We start from the raw sequence: 16,045 nt of genomic DNA, 5'->3' as shown, positions 1-16,045 counted from the left end.
CTAATAGTAAGTAGATCCTTATTACATTTGATTTTTATAACACATACATGAAGATGTATTACGTGTTTTTAAATCCAGAGTCTTGATGGGTAACGAGTTGTTTTTTTGTAAATTTCAGTTAAAATATTTTTAAAACATTTTTATGTTCTCTAATGTTTTATTTACCCAATCAGTCTAGGTTGAATTTTTGATAGTTGCAATCGATTTTATGCAAGTTTCCGTATTTTATTTCCATATCAGGGGAGTGTTTAAAATTGAAAAAATCATTTAATCATGCAGTTAAATATATCGTCGGAGAAAATGATCGTGGAGTTTATTTTAATCGTTCTGATATTTTTACAGTTTTATTTTTATATGAACAGCGAACAGTTTCTCAAATTCAATTACGTAAATTTTATGAATTGATAAGTGGGGGGCCTATAAGTCGCACTACTTTTTCATCAAAGTTAACTAAATGGGCAAAAATGAAATTACTAAAAAAGGAAAATATAAGCGTGAGAAAAAAGCGAGGCTTTACACTGGATTTCGTTTCTATCTCTTTAAAAGGAGCTGAAATATTATATAGATTAAAATTGATTTCTGATTGTAGTACCTCATTTGTTACTAAGAGGCAATATGAACACAATATAGCAATTACGCAATTTGTTTTAAATTTACTTAAAGCAGAATCAAACAATGAACATACTGGTGCAATTGTAGGTGGTAATGGAGATTATCTCTTTCCGCTAAGTCAAATCGTAAAGCAAAACTTGCATTTGCCCAACCTAATGTATTCCGATTCAAAAGATGTCTACTATTTATATGAAGATGAAGAATACCGTGAAGTGTTTCAGCCCGAACTTCAACCCGTTTCTTTCCTACCAGATCTGCCTCAACTTGTATATTCATTTCGTCCATCTAAAGAATTTTATCCTGACTCAAAGGGAAACCCATTACTAATTCCTGATTGGGTTATTACTTGTAACAATTCTATTATCAATATTGAAGTTGATACAGGATCGGAAAACATTCCGTTTTTAGAAAATAAATTAAAAAAATATCTCGATATTGCTGCTGCTAACCCATCTAAGCAATATTACGTGTTATTTTCTATTATTGATGACTCCTACCATACCATTTCTACTTACAAAAAACGGACCACACGTGTTACCAATTTAAAAAAAGCTTTTGGTAATATTCCACGTTTAAGTGTGGTAAACAACCTAAATGTTTACGTATGTAATATGGGTAGTTCTGCACTTGTAGTAAATAATATTCTTCAAGAAATTCGCGAAACTAATAGTTTAAGCAAAAGTCACCTAATCAAAAAAATCACTGAACGTTTAAACATAAATTCTTCTTTCCCTTATTCGGTAGGGTGGATATCTAATAAAAATGAAATTCAAGCGAAAGGGATTCAACATTCTAAACTACTTGAGCTAACAGATGACATTTTGGTATTACGAAAAAAAGCACCTGATGAAGAAAAAAAATCTTTAGATTACTTAGAAATTTTATGTATATTAACAATACTTAAGGTAGGGGAGGTTAACACACACTTTAAATTACAGCAATTATCAGGATTGTTGGCCATGCAAAATCAACACCGAACACTAAACCCAATAAAGATTTTGGGGATATATGAAGCGGATGAATTAGAGCATGGGCAGCAAGCCATTTTTACTGATTTGTATCACAATTCCATAGCACCAGAGAATATATTATTGGCTACTTCTGCTGAATTGCTTAATTTCACCGCTGCTTTTTATTCGTTAAAAGAGAGGGTGAAACAAGAATTTGGAGAATGCAGTTCAAAAGAATGCTGAAATCAATAATGCACCAGGTAATGGGGAGGATCCAAAAGCCGGAAAGAGCAAAAAAAATTCCTATACAGTTACAATCGATATTACAAAAAGCTGGAAATATCGTTTAGCAGCCCGCTCATCTTACTATGTTATAACATTACTACTTCTGCTAGCTTGGTATTTTGCTTTTAGAGGAATATATAAATACGCTTCTTTCTGGTCAATACAAATGGGCGCTCCATTGCCTACTTTAAGTATCTTCGGTAATCCGTTTGAAACTAATTATTACCTTGAAACCTTTTTTAGCTTTTGGATTTTAATTTATACTTGGCAACTATCAACAAAGGTTAAGACCTATCAGGAGATAAAGCGTAGATGGTTTATATTCTCGATGATGTTAATTGGTATAGTTGCCCAGTACTTATGGGCGTTTAGTGTTCCATTAGCTAAAATATTTATTCCATTCTTAAATTCGAAAGCTGGAGAAGTTTCACTAAATGACAAAGGATTAGAGGATACTATACTTTCAAATTTTAGTAATATCATGCACCTTGTATTTGCAATACCTGTAATTATTATTATTCTCGTACTCTTATGGCTCTTTAAGATTTTTTATGAACATAAAAAAGAGCTTTTAGATGAATTCGGAAAATGGGAATACGTATTTAAAATACCTGGTTGGATGCTTTCCTTTTTGAATGATGATCGTCAACGAAAACTTGCTACTTCATTACACAGATTTTTCACTGAAAAAAATCCATCAAAATTGCCAGAACCCGATATCTTTCTTGGTCCTAACAGTGCTACACGGGAAATGGCAGTTATACAGGGCAAGTCTTTAACGCTTAATATAATGATCATCGGTAACATTGGTACAGGGAAATCAGCTGCACTAGGTTTGCCAATTGCCAATCAAATTCTTGACTATATGGCTTCCATGATTAATAACTTTAAAACCTTATATACAAGAAAAGATTATCATTCAGAGGATGTAAAAGGAACGCAGGTTAATGGTCTTACAGTTATCGAGCCATCTAATGACTTCTGCGAAAAAGTATATAAATTGGTATTAGCACACAAAATTCCCGCAAGTGTTATTTTCTATTTAGACCCAACAAATCCTGATACCCCTTCAATAAATTTTGTACGTGGTCCAGTTGATAAAGTTGCTGAGATGTTATGTTCAGTATTAACGGGTCTCTCTGATAATGGAGCAGGAAATCCGTTCTTCGTTCAGTCTGAGCGTTCCCATCTTAAACAACATATTTATTTGTTAAAACTCCATGATTCTAAATTTGAAGCCAGATTTGAGCATTTAATTGATATGTATAATGATGCTAATCTCGTTTTTGAGATGCATCTCAAATTAAAAGAACGACTTCCAAATGATATTGAATCTATTCCAGATAGAGATGAACGAAACCATTGGCGCATAATGAAACAGGTAGATGAATGGTTTGATTTAAATTATGTTCCTGAAATTTCTGGTGGTCGTGGGGGAGGGGAAGTTGTTTATCATACTGAAGGGAAATACTATGGTCAACCAAAGATAATTGATAAACAAGAAACCTTTGTTCGCGGTTTACGAAACACATTAAATGATATTTCTGCTCAACCTCTGCTCCGACGTGTTTTATGTGGCCCATCGGATTTTGATTTTGAGAAACACCTGGAATTTGGAGGAATTCTTTTAATCAATACAGCAAAAGGGGAACTTTCTGATCTATCTGATGTATTCGGTAAATTATGTTTATATGCCGTGCAGAATGCTGTTTTCCGTCGTAAGCCTAACGTATCTCCTTACCATCCTGTTTTAGTCGATGAGTTTGCGGATTACATTTATAAAGCATTTAAAAGTTTTCCTGCTCAATCACGTAAATATAAAGCACCTTTAATTGTTATTGCACAAACAATTAGTCAATTAGCAATTGAACATGGCCCAAGATTTATGGATATCCTGTTAGGCACATTTCGTAATAAACTTGTTTATGGTGATGTTACAAATGAAGACGCTAAATTGTTTAGTAAGCTAATGGGTACGAAAACAATTTATGAGGCACGTGAAGGTGATCAAGAAATTGATATGGTAACAGCAGAAACAAAAACACAAAGTACACGTAGAACATCCTACTCTTATTCGAAAACAGAGGTACCCATTCTTTCTGAAAATGATATCTTGATTCAAAAAGCATTCCAGTGTGCTGCTAAAATTGTAAAAGATAATGCTCCTCAAGGAGGAATACAAGTAAACGCAAACTTTGTTCCTGCCGCTGAGTTTAAAACAGCTAAGATTCAAGTTGATGCAGAAGCAGCTGCTTATTGGCTAAAAATTCGTGAAGAGTCATTGAATGCGGAAATTAAATATGATGATTATGTCACAGATACAGATGTTGATAGTGAAGAAACTGTAATTGAGGATTTGAGTACGCCTAAAACAGCGCCTACTGCAATAGAAGGTTGGTTACAAACGTTAAATCCTGATACTTACGATTTTTATAATAATGACGATGATACTGACAGGGAAGGTGAGTTAACAAATAATCAGTCTGTGCAAGATTACTCAAGAAATTCTGCTCCTAAGCTAGAAAAGGAAAGCACTACAGCATCAATTGCTACTTCTACTACAACAGAACCCGCAAAAATTAATGAAGTAATCGATGTTCAAAAAGAAAATGTACCAGATACAAGTAAACATAGAGAACCTATTGAACTTAACAACAAAGCACCAGTTATTACTGAAACTCCAATAGAAGTGCCAAGGGCGAAGCATACACCACAATATAGAGAGCCTGCTTACACATCGACTGTAACCCATAATCAGCAGGAACAGGCAATTCAGCGAACTGCAGAAATCAATGGTAAAAATACAACATCTAACTTAACAATACAATGGTTACAACAAATGGCTGCTACTGTTCCTCAAGATGATGAAAATACATTACCTTTAGATGAAATGGAAGGTGGCTCTCGTCTTCACAATCGTAAAGTAGCAGAAGTAACTCCAGAAAGTGCGGCAATTAAGGATAAACTCAGTCAATATATCGAAGGTGACATTGATCATGATTGATACATTAAGCATATAACGAATATTTCTACTGGTAAAAAGGTGTGGGTCGTAAACTCATACCTTTTTATTATTTCATATGTAACTTTCCCCAAGGAGACCATTTCTTTATGCTAAAATTTAATTAAGTTTGTGAAGAAACAGAAAATGGATTACATAATAAGGGTTGGAGGAATGACATTGAAAATAGCCAAATTACGTTTGCCCATGGATAGTATGCACTTTTTACTTAATCATCAAATTAAAGGAAATGAATTCGAATGTCTCAATGTAGAATTTTACACATATTCAAATGGTTTTCTTTTAGATGTAGTAGAATGGACAAAACAAAATGATTTTTCTTTATCGATATTGGATAAAGAATATACAGAAGCGTTTTTAGCGAGTTTAGAGAAGTTTAAACCATACCTTGTTATTGGGAGTAATATGGATTCAGGTAATCTAATTACTATCTACCAACCCACAGGAGAAATATATGAGCTAGAACATGAAATTACGGAAAGAGTAGAAAGATATTTTGTTAATTCTTCTATAGAAAAAATGTATTGCTGCTTCAATTACTTTAAAAAGCATTGGGTTCAACTAATAGAGCAAGAACACTATATAAGTCATGATCTAATGAACACTTTTTATGAATTAAAGAACAAATTAGTGGAGTTTGATACTAACATATTAATAAATGATGATAACTACAATAGACAATTTTGGAATTCCTTATATCACGGCAAGTTAAACTTCTTTTTAAAAAAGTCAAACAAAATATAGATTATTTCTAATGGGGATACTTACGTGAAATAAACTTTATGTTAAGTAATAATACAATTGTTTAATTACAAATAAAATTGTTACATTTACAATAAAGGTGTTTAAAAATGTCAGTCATTTTATTCGGTTAAAGGGTCATTTTCTTGAATAATAGAAAGGAATATTCATAAGTAAATCGAAGTTAATTCAGAAGCTGTTATTTAGTATAGCATCGGGACGTACTACTCAACATTAAGGAGGAAATCGATTATGAGTGACACACAGACATTACGAGGATTAACCACAGTCAGTTTTTGGACGGATGATCTAGCAGCGGCAAAGAAGTGGTACGCCGAGCTGTTGGGCATCGAACCTTACTTCGAACGTCCAGGATATACCGAGTTTCGCCTTGGCGATTACCAGCACGAGCTGGGGCTGATTGATAGCCGCTATGCGCCCGATGGTTCAGCGACCGGACCGGCCGGTGCTGTAGTGTACTGGCACGTCGATAATGTAACAGCAACTTTCAAAACTCTGCTGTCTATGGGAGCGAAAGAATACGAGGCACCCACAGAGCGCGGCGAGGGGTTTATTACTGCTTCCGTGGTCGATCCCTTTGGGAACATTTTAGGGATTATGTATAATCAGCATTATTTAGATGTTCTGGGTTCGACTAGAAAGACGTAACTTCACAGTTCACCGAGGCTTGGTAAGTTGCACTGTGGAGGATAGCGATTATTTATGCAGTGGCAGCTATCTCGAATTATGTTATGCTTACCCCAACTGTTCGAAATTCTGCTACTACTCTGGAGACGAAAAGAACAAGAAAAGTGAAAAGGGTTTCACGAGGTAATAGTAAAGGACTATTTTAGAATAGAGCACGTTTGTACAATAACACTTAGATTTAAACAACTTTATTGTTGTATTTTTAAGTGTAGTAAAGTATTTCACATCAAAAATTAAAAGACTTTATTTTAACCCCTTCTTAAAGTCAGAAAGGGGTTATACGTGTTTTAGATATTAAAATTAAATAACGTTATTGTCATTTTACACTTTATATGAAAGTAAAAACGATTTTTTAAGAAACAAAAGCAGATAAGGGGTTATCTCCTTACTGTTTAAAACTTTCACTAAATAAAAAACAGTAAGGAGTGGTTTCTTAATCCCGCATTGCACCTGCTTCTCGGGAAGTCATTGCTCCTTGGCCTTTTCTTACATCATTTTGAATTTCTTGTTTCACTTTTTGCGGATCAGTTTCTGCAAAATTTGGTTTCATAATAGAACCAGACTTTTCTATATCTTTTTTATTATGTTGCATACAAACCCTCCTGACTTTAACATTTGCCAATCTTATTATGTGCAAAAGTACACATGATATCCACCGAGCAAACTAGCACGTTTATGAATTAATACAGGCAGATATGGAATTAAAATAAAGTCGTACCGTTTTGAATACAGTTATACCGTATTATTCCATAGGATATGGTTCTATCTAAATAGGTGTTTTTATAGCGAAAAGGATAAACAATATGTATTCCTAAACCTTTCATCAGAGACGGGTACACGCTCTAGAACAAGAAAGCTGATTGATGAAAGAAATGTTTCTATTAAAGTAGAATCTAAAAACTGTAGAACTATTAATCAAATAGCTGATGAATATCACCTCTCCATTGAAACGACCAAAAATTGTCTACTTTAAATAAAAAGGAAGCACCGGTGAAATGATGCTAATTACTTTTTCATATGGCGAATTTGTTTCTTAGTCATTTCCTGCATTTTATGTCATTCGCCAATCATGTAATGTTAAGGGAGATGACAGAAGAAAGGAAGAATGTACAAATGGGTATAGTAAAAACCGGAAAATTGCAAGTACATGGAGCGAGCATCTACTATGAGGTGCGTGGCTCCGGTCCAATCCTTCTTTTGATCCATGGTGGGGGTGGTGATGCCGACAAGTTCCATAGTATCGCCGACCATCTTGCTAATTGGTATACAGTTGTTACTTACGATCGTCGTGGTCATTCCCGTAGCAATCTCGCGAATAAGACTGAGGATTTTCATGTGAACACACATAGTGAAGACGCTCACCGACTGCTAGCCAATCTGACCGATGAACCAGCTTATGTATTCGGAAGTAGTTCTGGCGCTGTCATCGGACTTGATCTGTGCATACGCCATCCTGAGCAGATACAGTTACTAATCTCACACGAACCAGTTTTATTACAACTTTTAACTGAAAATGAGTTGAATCAGGCTATAAAATTCATGGAAGACCTTAAGAAAAATCATCGAAGTGAGGTTATGAAGTTATTGTCAAATATTGATGATACCAATTTCAGATCATCGAAAGATGTACTAACAAAGCGGTTACTCGATAATTCGACGTATTTCACTGAGTATGAAATCCCGGGAATTCTCAGCTATACTTTAAATATCGATGCATTAAAGACACCATTAAAATCTGTATTGATACAAGTACTTCCAGCCGGCGGAAGTGTTTCACAAGAATTTTTTCCTTACCATTGCGCAGTCAACTTAGCAAAACAACTCGGAACAGAGTTTGCTAAGTTTCCCGGACACCATACGGGATACAACACAGTGCATTATAAAGAGTTTGCTGAGAGGTTACACGACGTTCTTGAGAATAATTAGTGAAACATATTGTGAACAAAGTTTATTTCAAAGCAAAAGCAGAATATGAACAAACTAAAAAGAGGCAGGTACCTCTCCATTTAAAGGTATCTGCTTCTTTTTACATAGACTCTATAATCATTTGTCTTTCATACCACTTGTTTAGCTTTTCATTAACACTTTTTGAAATACGCTTCATTTTGTTATTACAGAATCTTGATAGCGTAGCAGGGGATAAACCTATTTCATCTGCTATCTCACGCATTGTTTTATTTTGATGCATATGCTGATGCATAATTTTTTCCCGAATCATTTCCTCTGATCCTATAGTAGTTTGTTTTACTGTATCTGCAGTATAAGGTTCTTCCTGCTTCTCTTGCATATCTATTGTTTTTTTCTTCACCATACTATCTATATTATTCATCAATTCTTTTGGTGGTAAGATAATGATTCCTAACTTTTCATAGTAATTCTTAAACCAATTGCGTTCTCCTATCTTTGTTTCATCCAATTCCTCTGCATACGCCCAATGTGAAATTACATTTTCTTTTTCTAAATCAATTAAAACATTTTCTAGTTGTTCACGAATTCGAGTTGGGCGACCCTTTGTAGTTGTAATACCCATTACAGATAGTAGACCTTTTTCTCCACCAATGGAGTATGGTCTTTTTAAAGTACTGTATTGCTGACGGATTCTCCACTGCCATGATAAATAACGTATTAAACGTTTGTGAAACTTATGTCTATAGCTATTATACTCTAGTGCTTTTTTCGATAATAAAGCAGTTGTACTATTAGAGCCATACAAATAGCCTGATAAGAAACTACCTGGTTTAATCTTACAGGATTCTATTCCCATATATTCATTAGTATTCTTATCTCTCCATAACACTACAGAATCGAGTACGAATAGCCTTTTGATTACTTCACGTTTTACTTCGAATTGTTGCCCAGTTTCTGCTTGATCGTTCAGTACTACAACTTCATTATCATCATTCAAATAAATAAAGATACTAGCTAAAGCTGCTATACGTTGTGCTATTTTTATCTTATCTTCTGCGCGATAATACTCTACACCATTTGCAGATGCCTTTGGCATATTACACAATTCCAATACGTTTTCATAACTAAAATCTATGAATTCGTCTGGAGATTTAGCTTGATTTAACCATTGTATTGTAATGGTATCCAAACAGTCTGCTGTAAGATCATCCATATTACTAATGACTCCATCAACCAATATAGACCATCTTTCTGCTTCGTTTGTATTCACTAATCTCAAATCCTCATCCTTATGTGAAGATAGTTGTGCAACTCCGCTTGAATTTTTTGTTTCTAATGGCAGTACCGGTTTTGCTACTGCTTCATCTTCCTCAAAATGATTTTTTGCTATTCCATCACGTAATTGATAGTACATTGCGTCATTGGTTACAGGATAGTAATCATCCGATATATCTTCTATATGTTCTGTTACCTGACTATCTTCAAAAATTGAAATTTGAGTTGGTTCAACTGCTTCAACCTTTTCTCCGAATTCTTGTTCAATGATCTTATCTAGTACATTTTGAATTTCAATTTTATATTTATTCAGATTGGCATAAATGTTTAATAACGATATTCCTTGCTCTTGTTTCTGACCTAACCAAGAAACAAGTGTCGAAAAGGAAGGGGATATATTAGCTGATGTTACTAATTTATCGTGATTCTCTTGTACTTCTTTATAATATTTATTCCATTTGGCCCATAACTGCTTATTTTCTTCATAAATTGGAGCAGCAAGTAGGAGGGCATCACTAAACAATGCTAACACTTTCTCCATATTTAAATACCTCCTAACAATGTTAATTACAAATATAATTTGAATCTTAAAAATGTGAAACGCCATAGCTATATGATGGCTATATAACCTTTAAGCTGAAATATTGTCTGAATAATCTACATAATCGCTGTTTTTTTACACGTTTTACTGTGAATCATTTAAATTCTCTTTACTTGTCTTTAATTATATAAAACTGCTTCTATTTGTAAAATCAATACTTTACAATACAATTCCAATTTTTAAAAGCTTTTAATGCTCAAATTCAGTTACTGTTACATTTTTAACATCTATATTTTTGATTCAAAAAGTTGTAAACCCGAGTGATAAATATGTTGATGTAAGTCCTTGGATAGCGTATTCTTCAGTTTTCCATTCCCTAGATCTTCTTCATCAACAATAATAGTTTTTGGGGCGACTCGATTTGTTAGCTTAATAATTATGGGGCTTTCCTCTAAAAGAACCAAAGCAAACAATAAAAGCGCTTGCATAATTAAAAATCCGAGTTATAATACTTGTATACAAGTATACTTGATTAACATGAGGTGAATTTATGGCGAAATCAATGGAATTTCTTTATCCTGAAAAATGGCTTTCAAAAGCTTCTACAGGTGATCGTGTTGCGAGCGAACTGAGAATGCGCATTATTGCAGGTGGAATTGAAAGCGGTACCATCCTGTCGGAAAATAAATTAGCTGCCGATTTTTCTGTAAGTCGGTCACCCGTTCGTGAAGCATTAAAAGTACTAGCTTCTGAAAATATTATTCGCTTAGAAAGAATGGGTGCAGTTGTCATTGGTTTAACCGAGAAAGAAATCGAAGAAATATACGATGTTCGTTTACTTATAGAAACGTTTATCTTTGAGCGACTTGTAAAGATGGACACAAATGATTTAGTAAGAGAACTAAATAAAATAATGGAAATGATGAAAATCGCCATTAAATATCATGATTCTGATGAATTTTCTTATCAAGATCTCTTATTCCATGAAACGATTATTCGAACCATTGAGCATTCCTACATCCTGATGATTTGGAATAATTTAAAGCCTGTTATGGAAAGCTTAATCCTTTTATCAATGCGTACTCGTTTCAAGGAAAAGTACGAAGACTTTGAACGGATTATAAAAAATCATGAGCTTTATATAAAAGCAATCGAATCAAAAGATCGAGCCCTCATGATTAAGGCCTTACATCAAAATTTTGATGATGTTCAAGGGAAAGTTGAAGATTTCTGGATGTCACAACAAATGTTATCTAAAGGAGTAGAGCAAGGACATGAGTAGCTATATGTTAGGTATAGATATCGGTACAACAAGTACGAAAGCAGTTTTATTTACTGAAAAAGGCGAAGTCATCCAAACCGAGAATATTGGTTATCCACTTCGCACACCGGATATATCCACAGCGGAACAAGATCCAGAAGAGATTTTCCAAGCTGTTTTACAAGCGATATCAAATATAACAAAACAGCATTCAGATAAAAAACCATCGTTTATTTCATTTAGCAGTGCTATGCATAGTGTCATTGCTATGGATGAAAATGATCAGCCGCTGACACCTTGTATCACTTGGGCAGATAATCGTAGTGAGGCATGGGCACATAAAATCAAAGATGAACTGAATGGCCATGAAGTTTATAGACGAACAGGAACACCTATTCACCCAATGTCACCATTAAGTAAAATTACATGGATTGTGAATGCCCATCCGGAAATTGCTATTAGAACGAAAAAATATATTGGAATCAAAGAATATATCTTCAAACAATTCTTTAATCAATATGTTGTTGATCATTCCATTGCCTCGTGCATGGGTATGATGAACTTAAAAACGCTAGATTGGGATGAGGAGGCTTTAAAAATTGCTGGTATAACATCAGCTCAATTATCTGAACTCGTACCAACCACCCAAATATTCAGTAACTGCAATCCAGATTTAGCCCAAAAGATTGGTATCGATTCACAAACACCGTTTGTCATTGGTGCCAGTGATGGGGTGCTTTCTAATCTAGGTGTGAATGCAATTCGAAAAGGTGAGATTGCTGTCACAATTGGAACAAGTGGTGCTATTCGGACCATCATTGACAAGCCACAAACAGATAAAAAAGGAAGAATATTTTGTTATGCCTTAACGGAAAAGCATTGGGTAATTGGTGGACCGGTAAACAATGGAGGAATGGTCCTTCGTTGGATTCGTGATGAACTTGCTTCATCAGAAGTAGAAACTGCGAAAAGACTAGGAATTGATCCATACGATGTATTAACTAAAATAGCTGAACGCGTGAGACCTGGTGCAGACGGATTATTATTCCATCCATACCTCGCAGGGGAACGTGCACCATTATGGAATCCAGATGTACGTGGCTCCTTCTTCGGTTTAACGATGTCACATAAGAAGGAACATATGATTCGTGCAGCTTTAGAAGGCGTTATATATAATTTATACACTGTATTTTTAGCATTAACCGAATGCATGGATAATCCGGTAACTCGTATTCAAGCAACAGGCGGATTCGCAAGGTCTGACGTTTGGCGACAGATGATGTCCGATATTTTCGCATCTGAAGTCGTTGTTCCCAAGAGCTACGAAAGCTCTTGTCTAGGTGCATGTATATTAGGTCTCTATGCCACAGGAAAAATTGATTCTTTTGAAATCGTTTCCGAAATGGTTGGCAGTACCTACAAACATACACCGAAAGAAGAAGCAACAAAAGAATACAGACAATTATTGCCTATATTTATTAACCTATCAAGGGCGCTAGAAGACGATTATACACGAATTGCAAATTATCAAAGAAATTTAATAAAGTAAAACTATCATCAGTAATCCCCCACGCCTCGCTTCTATCTAAATCTCGAGGTGGGGGCCTTACTGCCCACGAATAGCGGGATAAATACAAATACAGCTAAGATTAGGGGGGAACTACGATGCCATTAGTCATTGTAGCAATTGGGATTTTAGCATTACTTTTACTGATTATGCGCTTTAAATTAAATACCTTTATTTCATTAATCATTGTATCCGTCGGGGTTGCTTTAGCACTTGGAATGCCGCCAGAAAAAATTTTTAAAACCATTGAAGCGGGATTAGGGGGAACACTTGGTCATTTAGCACTCGTTTTTGGACTTGGTGCGATGTTAGGTAAGTTGCTTTCAGATTCTGGAGGCGCACAACGCATTGCCATGACCCTTGTGAAAAAGTTTGGTGAAAAAAACATTCAATGGGCTGTTGTGACTGCCTCATTTATTATCGGGATTGCATTATTTTTTGAAGTAGGATTAGTATTATTAATTCCGATTGTATTTGCAATTTCAAGAGAATTAAAAGTTTCTATCTTATATCTCGGTATTTCGATGGCAGCTGCTTTATCTGTAACACACGGATTTTTACCGCCACACCCAGGACCAACTGCTATCGCTGGTGAATTACATGCAAACATAGGTGAAGTATTACTTTACGGTTTTATGATAGCGGTTCCAACGGTTGTGTTAGCTGGACCTGTATTTACTAAACTTGCAAGAAAACTAGTACCTGAGGCGTTCACAAAAACCGGTAATATCAAATCTTTAGGTGAGCAGAAAGTATTTAAACTTGAAGAAACTCCTGGCTTTGGAATCAGTGTTTTTACCGCTTTACTGCCTGTTCTTTTAATGGCAGTCGCTACAATTATTACTTTGCTGCAAAAAACAATGGGATTCAAAGATAGTAGTTTACTAGCAACAATCGAGTTTATTGGGAATGCGGATACTGCCATGTTGATATCCTTACTAGTTGCGATCTATACAATGGGATTGGCAAGAAATATTCCAATCAAAAACGTGATGGAATCTTGTACAACAGCAATCTCGAACATTGGGATGATGCTCTTAATTATTGGTGGAGGCGGCGCTTTCAAACAAGTATTAATTGATGGCGGCGTTGGTAACTATGTAGCCGAATTATTCAAAGGTACTTCATTGTCACCGATCTTGCTCGCATGGATTATCGCTGCCATTTTACGTATTTCATTAGGGTCTGCTACGGTTGCTGCATTAACAACTGTCGGTTTAGTGATTCCGATGTTAGGTCAATCTGATGTTAACCTTGCTTTAGTTGTCCTTGCAACAGGGGCTGGTAGTTTAATTGCTTCACACGTGAACGATGCTGGTTTCTGGATGTTTAAAGAGTACTTTGGTTTAAGTATGAAAGAAACATTTGCAACATGGACTTTACTTGAGACTATCGTTTCTGTAGCCGGATTAGGATTTACTTTATTATTAAGTTTATTTGTATAGATCTTTCTAAACAATAAAAGGGATACGGAAGCTGTTTAATGTTATTTTTCATGATTGATTAATAAGGATGAAAATCTCTCTTTATTTTTTAACTTGATTGTGATGTGCCGTGTCCCTATAACCTTTAGCACGAATACTGGCGGAGCCTATTGAAATGAAAAAGATTGATTATTTGATCAAAGTGATATTTTAGGTATATATACTATAATACAGAGTAACATACATGGAAAGGAACGATGGAATATGGAAAAGTTACAAATTGGAGTTGTTGGTGTGGGCGTTATGGGAAAAAGCCTCGCACTTAACTTTGAGAGCAAAGGGTATTCTGTTGCCCTATATGATATTTCAAAGGAAAAAGTTGATCAAATCATTGAGGAAAACCGTGGTAAAAACTTAGTTGGTACTCATATAGTTGAAGAGTTTGTTAACTCACTTGAATCACCTAGAAAGATTTTATTAATGGTTAATGCAGGGGAAATTACAGATAAGGCGATTGATTCTCTAGTCCCTCACCTCGATAAAGGTGATATTTTAATTGACGGTGGTAATACATACTTTGTCGATACAATTCGCCGAAACAAACGTCTTGCTGAAGAAGGAATCAATTTCATCGGTGCAGGTGTGTCAGGCGGCGAAGAGGGTGCACTGAAGGGACCATCTATTATGCCAGGCGGACAGAAGGATGCATACGAAAAAGTAAAGGATATGCTTGAAAACATCTCTGCAAAAGTGAATAACGAGCCTTGCTGTTCTTATATCGGACCTAATGGGGCAGGACACTATGTAAAGATGGTTCACAACGGTATTGAGTATGGAGATATGCAATTAATTTGTGAAGCATATTTCTTCTTGAAACAAACACTTGATTTGACTGCAGAAGAGTTCCATGAAATATTTGCTGAATGGAATAAAGGTGAACTGAACAGCTATCTAATTGAGATTACAGCCAATATCTTCAAGAGGAAAGATGAAGAAACTGGTAAGCCATTAGTGGATGTTATTCTTGATACTGCAGGACAAAAGGGTACAGGGAAATGGACAAGTCAAAGCGCACTTGATTTAGGTATCTCTCTGCCTATTATCACGGAATCTGTATTTGCACGTTGCATTTCTGCTTTAAAAGAAGAGCGTGTGAACGCAAGCAAAGTTTTATCTGGCCCTAAAGATAAAACAGCAATTGGAGTTGAAAAAGCTGAATTAATTGAAGCAGTGCGCCAAGCTTTATATATGAGTAAAATTTGTTCTTATGCACAAGGATTCACGCAATTGAAGGCAGCTTCTGAGGAATATGATTGGAACCTTGATTTTGGCAGCATTTCTATGCTTTGGAGAGGCGGATGTATTATCCGTGCTGCCTTTTTACAGAACATTAAAGAGGCTTATGAGACTAACACTGACCTACCGAACCTTTTACTTGATCCATACTTTAAAGAAATTGTAGAGTCATATCAAGGCGGATTACGCCAAATTATCTCAATGGCGGTACAACAGGGCATTCCGATACCTGCATTTTCAGCAGCAATTTCTTATTATGACAGCTATCGTACTGCCAAACTACCTGCAAACTTGTTGCAAGCGCAGCGCGATTATTTTGGAGCGCATACGTATAAACGAGTAGATAAAGAAGGTACATTCCATACAAAATGGATATAAAATAATAAATGGACTAAGATTACATTCTTAGTCCATTTTTCATTCCACAATTCGTAGGCTATAAGACTCCCTCTGAT

At 35.3% G+C, this 16,045-nt stretch carries 11 protein-coding genes and 1 pseudogene; 10 read left to right on the top strand and 2 right to left on the bottom strand.

Features of this window, described 5'->3' with window-relative positions; genetic code table 11:
• Positions 1-254: 254 nt before the first annotated feature.
• The 4 genes from MHH42_RS28790 to MHH42_RS28775 all read left to right on the top strand — a co-directional run bounded on the left by MHH42_RS28790 (position 255) and on the right by MHH42_RS28775 (position 6,279).
• Positions 255-1,805, top strand: coding sequence for a replication-relaxation family protein (locus tag MHH42_RS28790; protein ID WP_000748108.1), 1,551 nt, complete (start codon positions 255-257; stop codon positions 1,803-1,805).
• Positions 1,777-4,851, top strand: a complete 3,075-nt coding sequence (locus MHH42_RS28785) for a type IV secretory system conjugative DNA transfer family protein (protein ID WP_340895024.1) — start codon at positions 1,777-1,779, stop codon at positions 4,849-4,851. Before MHH42_RS28790 ends, MHH42_RS28785 begins: the two co-directional genes overlap by 29 nt.
• A 171-nt stretch (positions 4,852-5,022) precedes the next feature.
• Positions 5,023-5,613 carry a hypothetical protein gene (locus MHH42_RS28780; protein ID WP_340895023.1) on the top strand — a complete coding sequence of 197 codons (591 nt, stop codon included), beginning with the start codon at positions 5,023-5,025 and terminating at the stop codon, positions 5,611-5,613.
• A gap of 249 nt (positions 5,614-5,862) precedes the next feature.
• Positions 5,863-6,279: a VOC family protein gene (locus MHH42_RS28775; RefSeq protein WP_340895022.1), complete on the top strand. Its 417-nt coding sequence runs from the start codon at positions 5,863-5,865 to the stop codon at positions 6,277-6,279.
• Positions 6,280-6,751: 472 nt separating this feature from the next.
• On the opposite strand, the gene MHH42_RS28770 is transcribed toward MHH42_RS28775, so the two are convergent.
• Entirely contained in the window at positions 6,752-6,910 is a 159-nt protein-coding gene (locus tag MHH42_RS28770) for a hypothetical protein (RefSeq protein ID WP_001164456.1), read from the bottom strand.
• A 240-nt stretch (positions 6,911-7,150) separates the two neighbouring features.
• Here MHH42_RS28770 and MHH42_RS28765 point away from each other — a divergent pair.
• Both MHH42_RS28765 and MHH42_RS28760 read left to right on the top strand, forming a co-directional pair.
• Positions 7,151-7,291: pseudogene (locus tag MHH42_RS28765) on the top strand (hypothetical protein); the annotation flags it as partial.
• Between the two features lie 44 nt (positions 7,292-7,335).
• The gene (locus tag MHH42_RS28760; RefSeq protein WP_001284900.1) at positions 7,336-8,244 is read left to right on the top strand and encodes an alpha/beta fold hydrolase; all 909 of its coding nucleotides are present in this window, start codon (positions 7,336-7,338) and stop codon (positions 8,242-8,244) included.
• A 100-nt stretch (positions 8,245-8,344) separates the two neighbouring features.
• Here MHH42_RS28760 and MHH42_RS28755 read toward each other — a convergent pair whose 3' ends face one another.
• On the bottom strand, positions 8,345-10,042 hold the full coding sequence (locus MHH42_RS28755) for a helix-turn-helix domain-containing protein (protein WP_000416745.1): 1,698 nt from the start codon (positions 10,040-10,042) through the stop codon (positions 8,345-8,347).
• Between the two features lie 550 nt (positions 10,043-10,592).
• Between MHH42_RS28755 and gntR the strand changes: the two genes are divergently transcribed.
• From gntR to gndA, 4 genes are all read left to right on the top strand, one after another.
• Positions 10,593-11,324: a gluconate operon transcriptional repressor GntR gene (gene gntR, locus MHH42_RS28750; RefSeq protein WP_001130028.1), complete on the top strand. Its 732-nt coding sequence runs from the start codon at positions 10,593-10,595 to the stop codon at positions 11,322-11,324.
• Positions 11,317-12,852: a gluconokinase gene (gntK, locus tag MHH42_RS28745; RefSeq protein WP_070174099.1), complete on the top strand. Its 1,536-nt coding sequence runs from the start codon at positions 11,317-11,319 to the stop codon at positions 12,850-12,852. The genes gntR and gntK overlap by 8 nt, the downstream gene beginning before the upstream one ends.
• Positions 12,853-12,968: 116 nt before the next feature.
• On the top strand, positions 12,969-14,315 hold the full coding sequence (gene gntP / locus MHH42_RS28740; RefSeq protein WP_001131726.1) for a gluconate permease GntP: 1,347 nt from the start codon (positions 12,969-12,971) through the stop codon (positions 14,313-14,315).
• Between the two features lie 243 nt (positions 14,316-14,558).
• Entirely contained in the window at positions 14,559-15,968 is a 1,410-nt protein-coding gene (gndA, locus tag MHH42_RS28735; protein ID WP_340895017.1) for an NADP-dependent phosphogluconate dehydrogenase, read from the top strand.
• Positions 15,969-16,045: the final 77 nt, after the last annotated feature.

Source organism: Bacillus sp. FSL L8-0099, from assembly GCF_038006385.1.
GTDB lineage: Bacteria > Bacillota > Bacilli > Bacillales > Bacillaceae_G > Bacillus_A > Bacillus_A toyonensis.
Note: the sequence above shows the minus strand (reverse complement) of the source record. Positions and strands in the feature narration are given on the sequence as shown.

Excerpts from the sequence above, each read along its gene's own strand:
- MHH42_RS28780 (WP_340895023.1), top strand. The coding sequence starts at position 5,023 with ATGACATTGAAAATAGCCAAATTACGTTTGCCCATGGATAGTATGCAC.
- gntK (WP_070174099.1), top strand. The coding sequence starts at position 11,317 with ATGAGTAGCTATATGTTAGGTATAGATATCGGTACAACAAGTACGAAA.
- MHH42_RS28770 (WP_001164456.1), bottom strand. The coding sequence starts at position 6,910 with ATGCAACATAATAAAAAAGATATAGAAAAGTCTGGTTCTATTATGAAA.
- gntP (WP_001131726.1), top strand. The coding sequence starts at position 12,969 with ATGCCATTAGTCATTGTAGCAATTGGGATTTTAGCATTACTTTTACTG.
- MHH42_RS28775 (WP_340895022.1), top strand. The coding sequence starts at position 5,863 with ATGAGTGACACACAGACATTACGAGGATTAACCACAGTCAGTTTTTGG.
- MHH42_RS28760 (WP_001284900.1), top strand. The coding sequence starts at position 7,336 with ATGGCGAATTTGTTTCTTAGTCATTTCCTGCATTTTATGTCATTCGCC.
- MHH42_RS28755 (WP_000416745.1), bottom strand. The coding sequence starts at position 10,042 with ATGGAGAAAGTGTTAGCATTGTTTAGTGATGCCCTCCTACTTGCTGCT.
- gndA (WP_340895017.1), top strand. The coding sequence starts at position 14,559 with ATGGAAAAGTTACAAATTGGAGTTGTTGGTGTGGGCGTTATGGGAAAA.
- gntR (WP_001130028.1), top strand. The coding sequence starts at position 10,593 with ATGGCGAAATCAATGGAATTTCTTTATCCTGAAAAATGGCTTTCAAAA.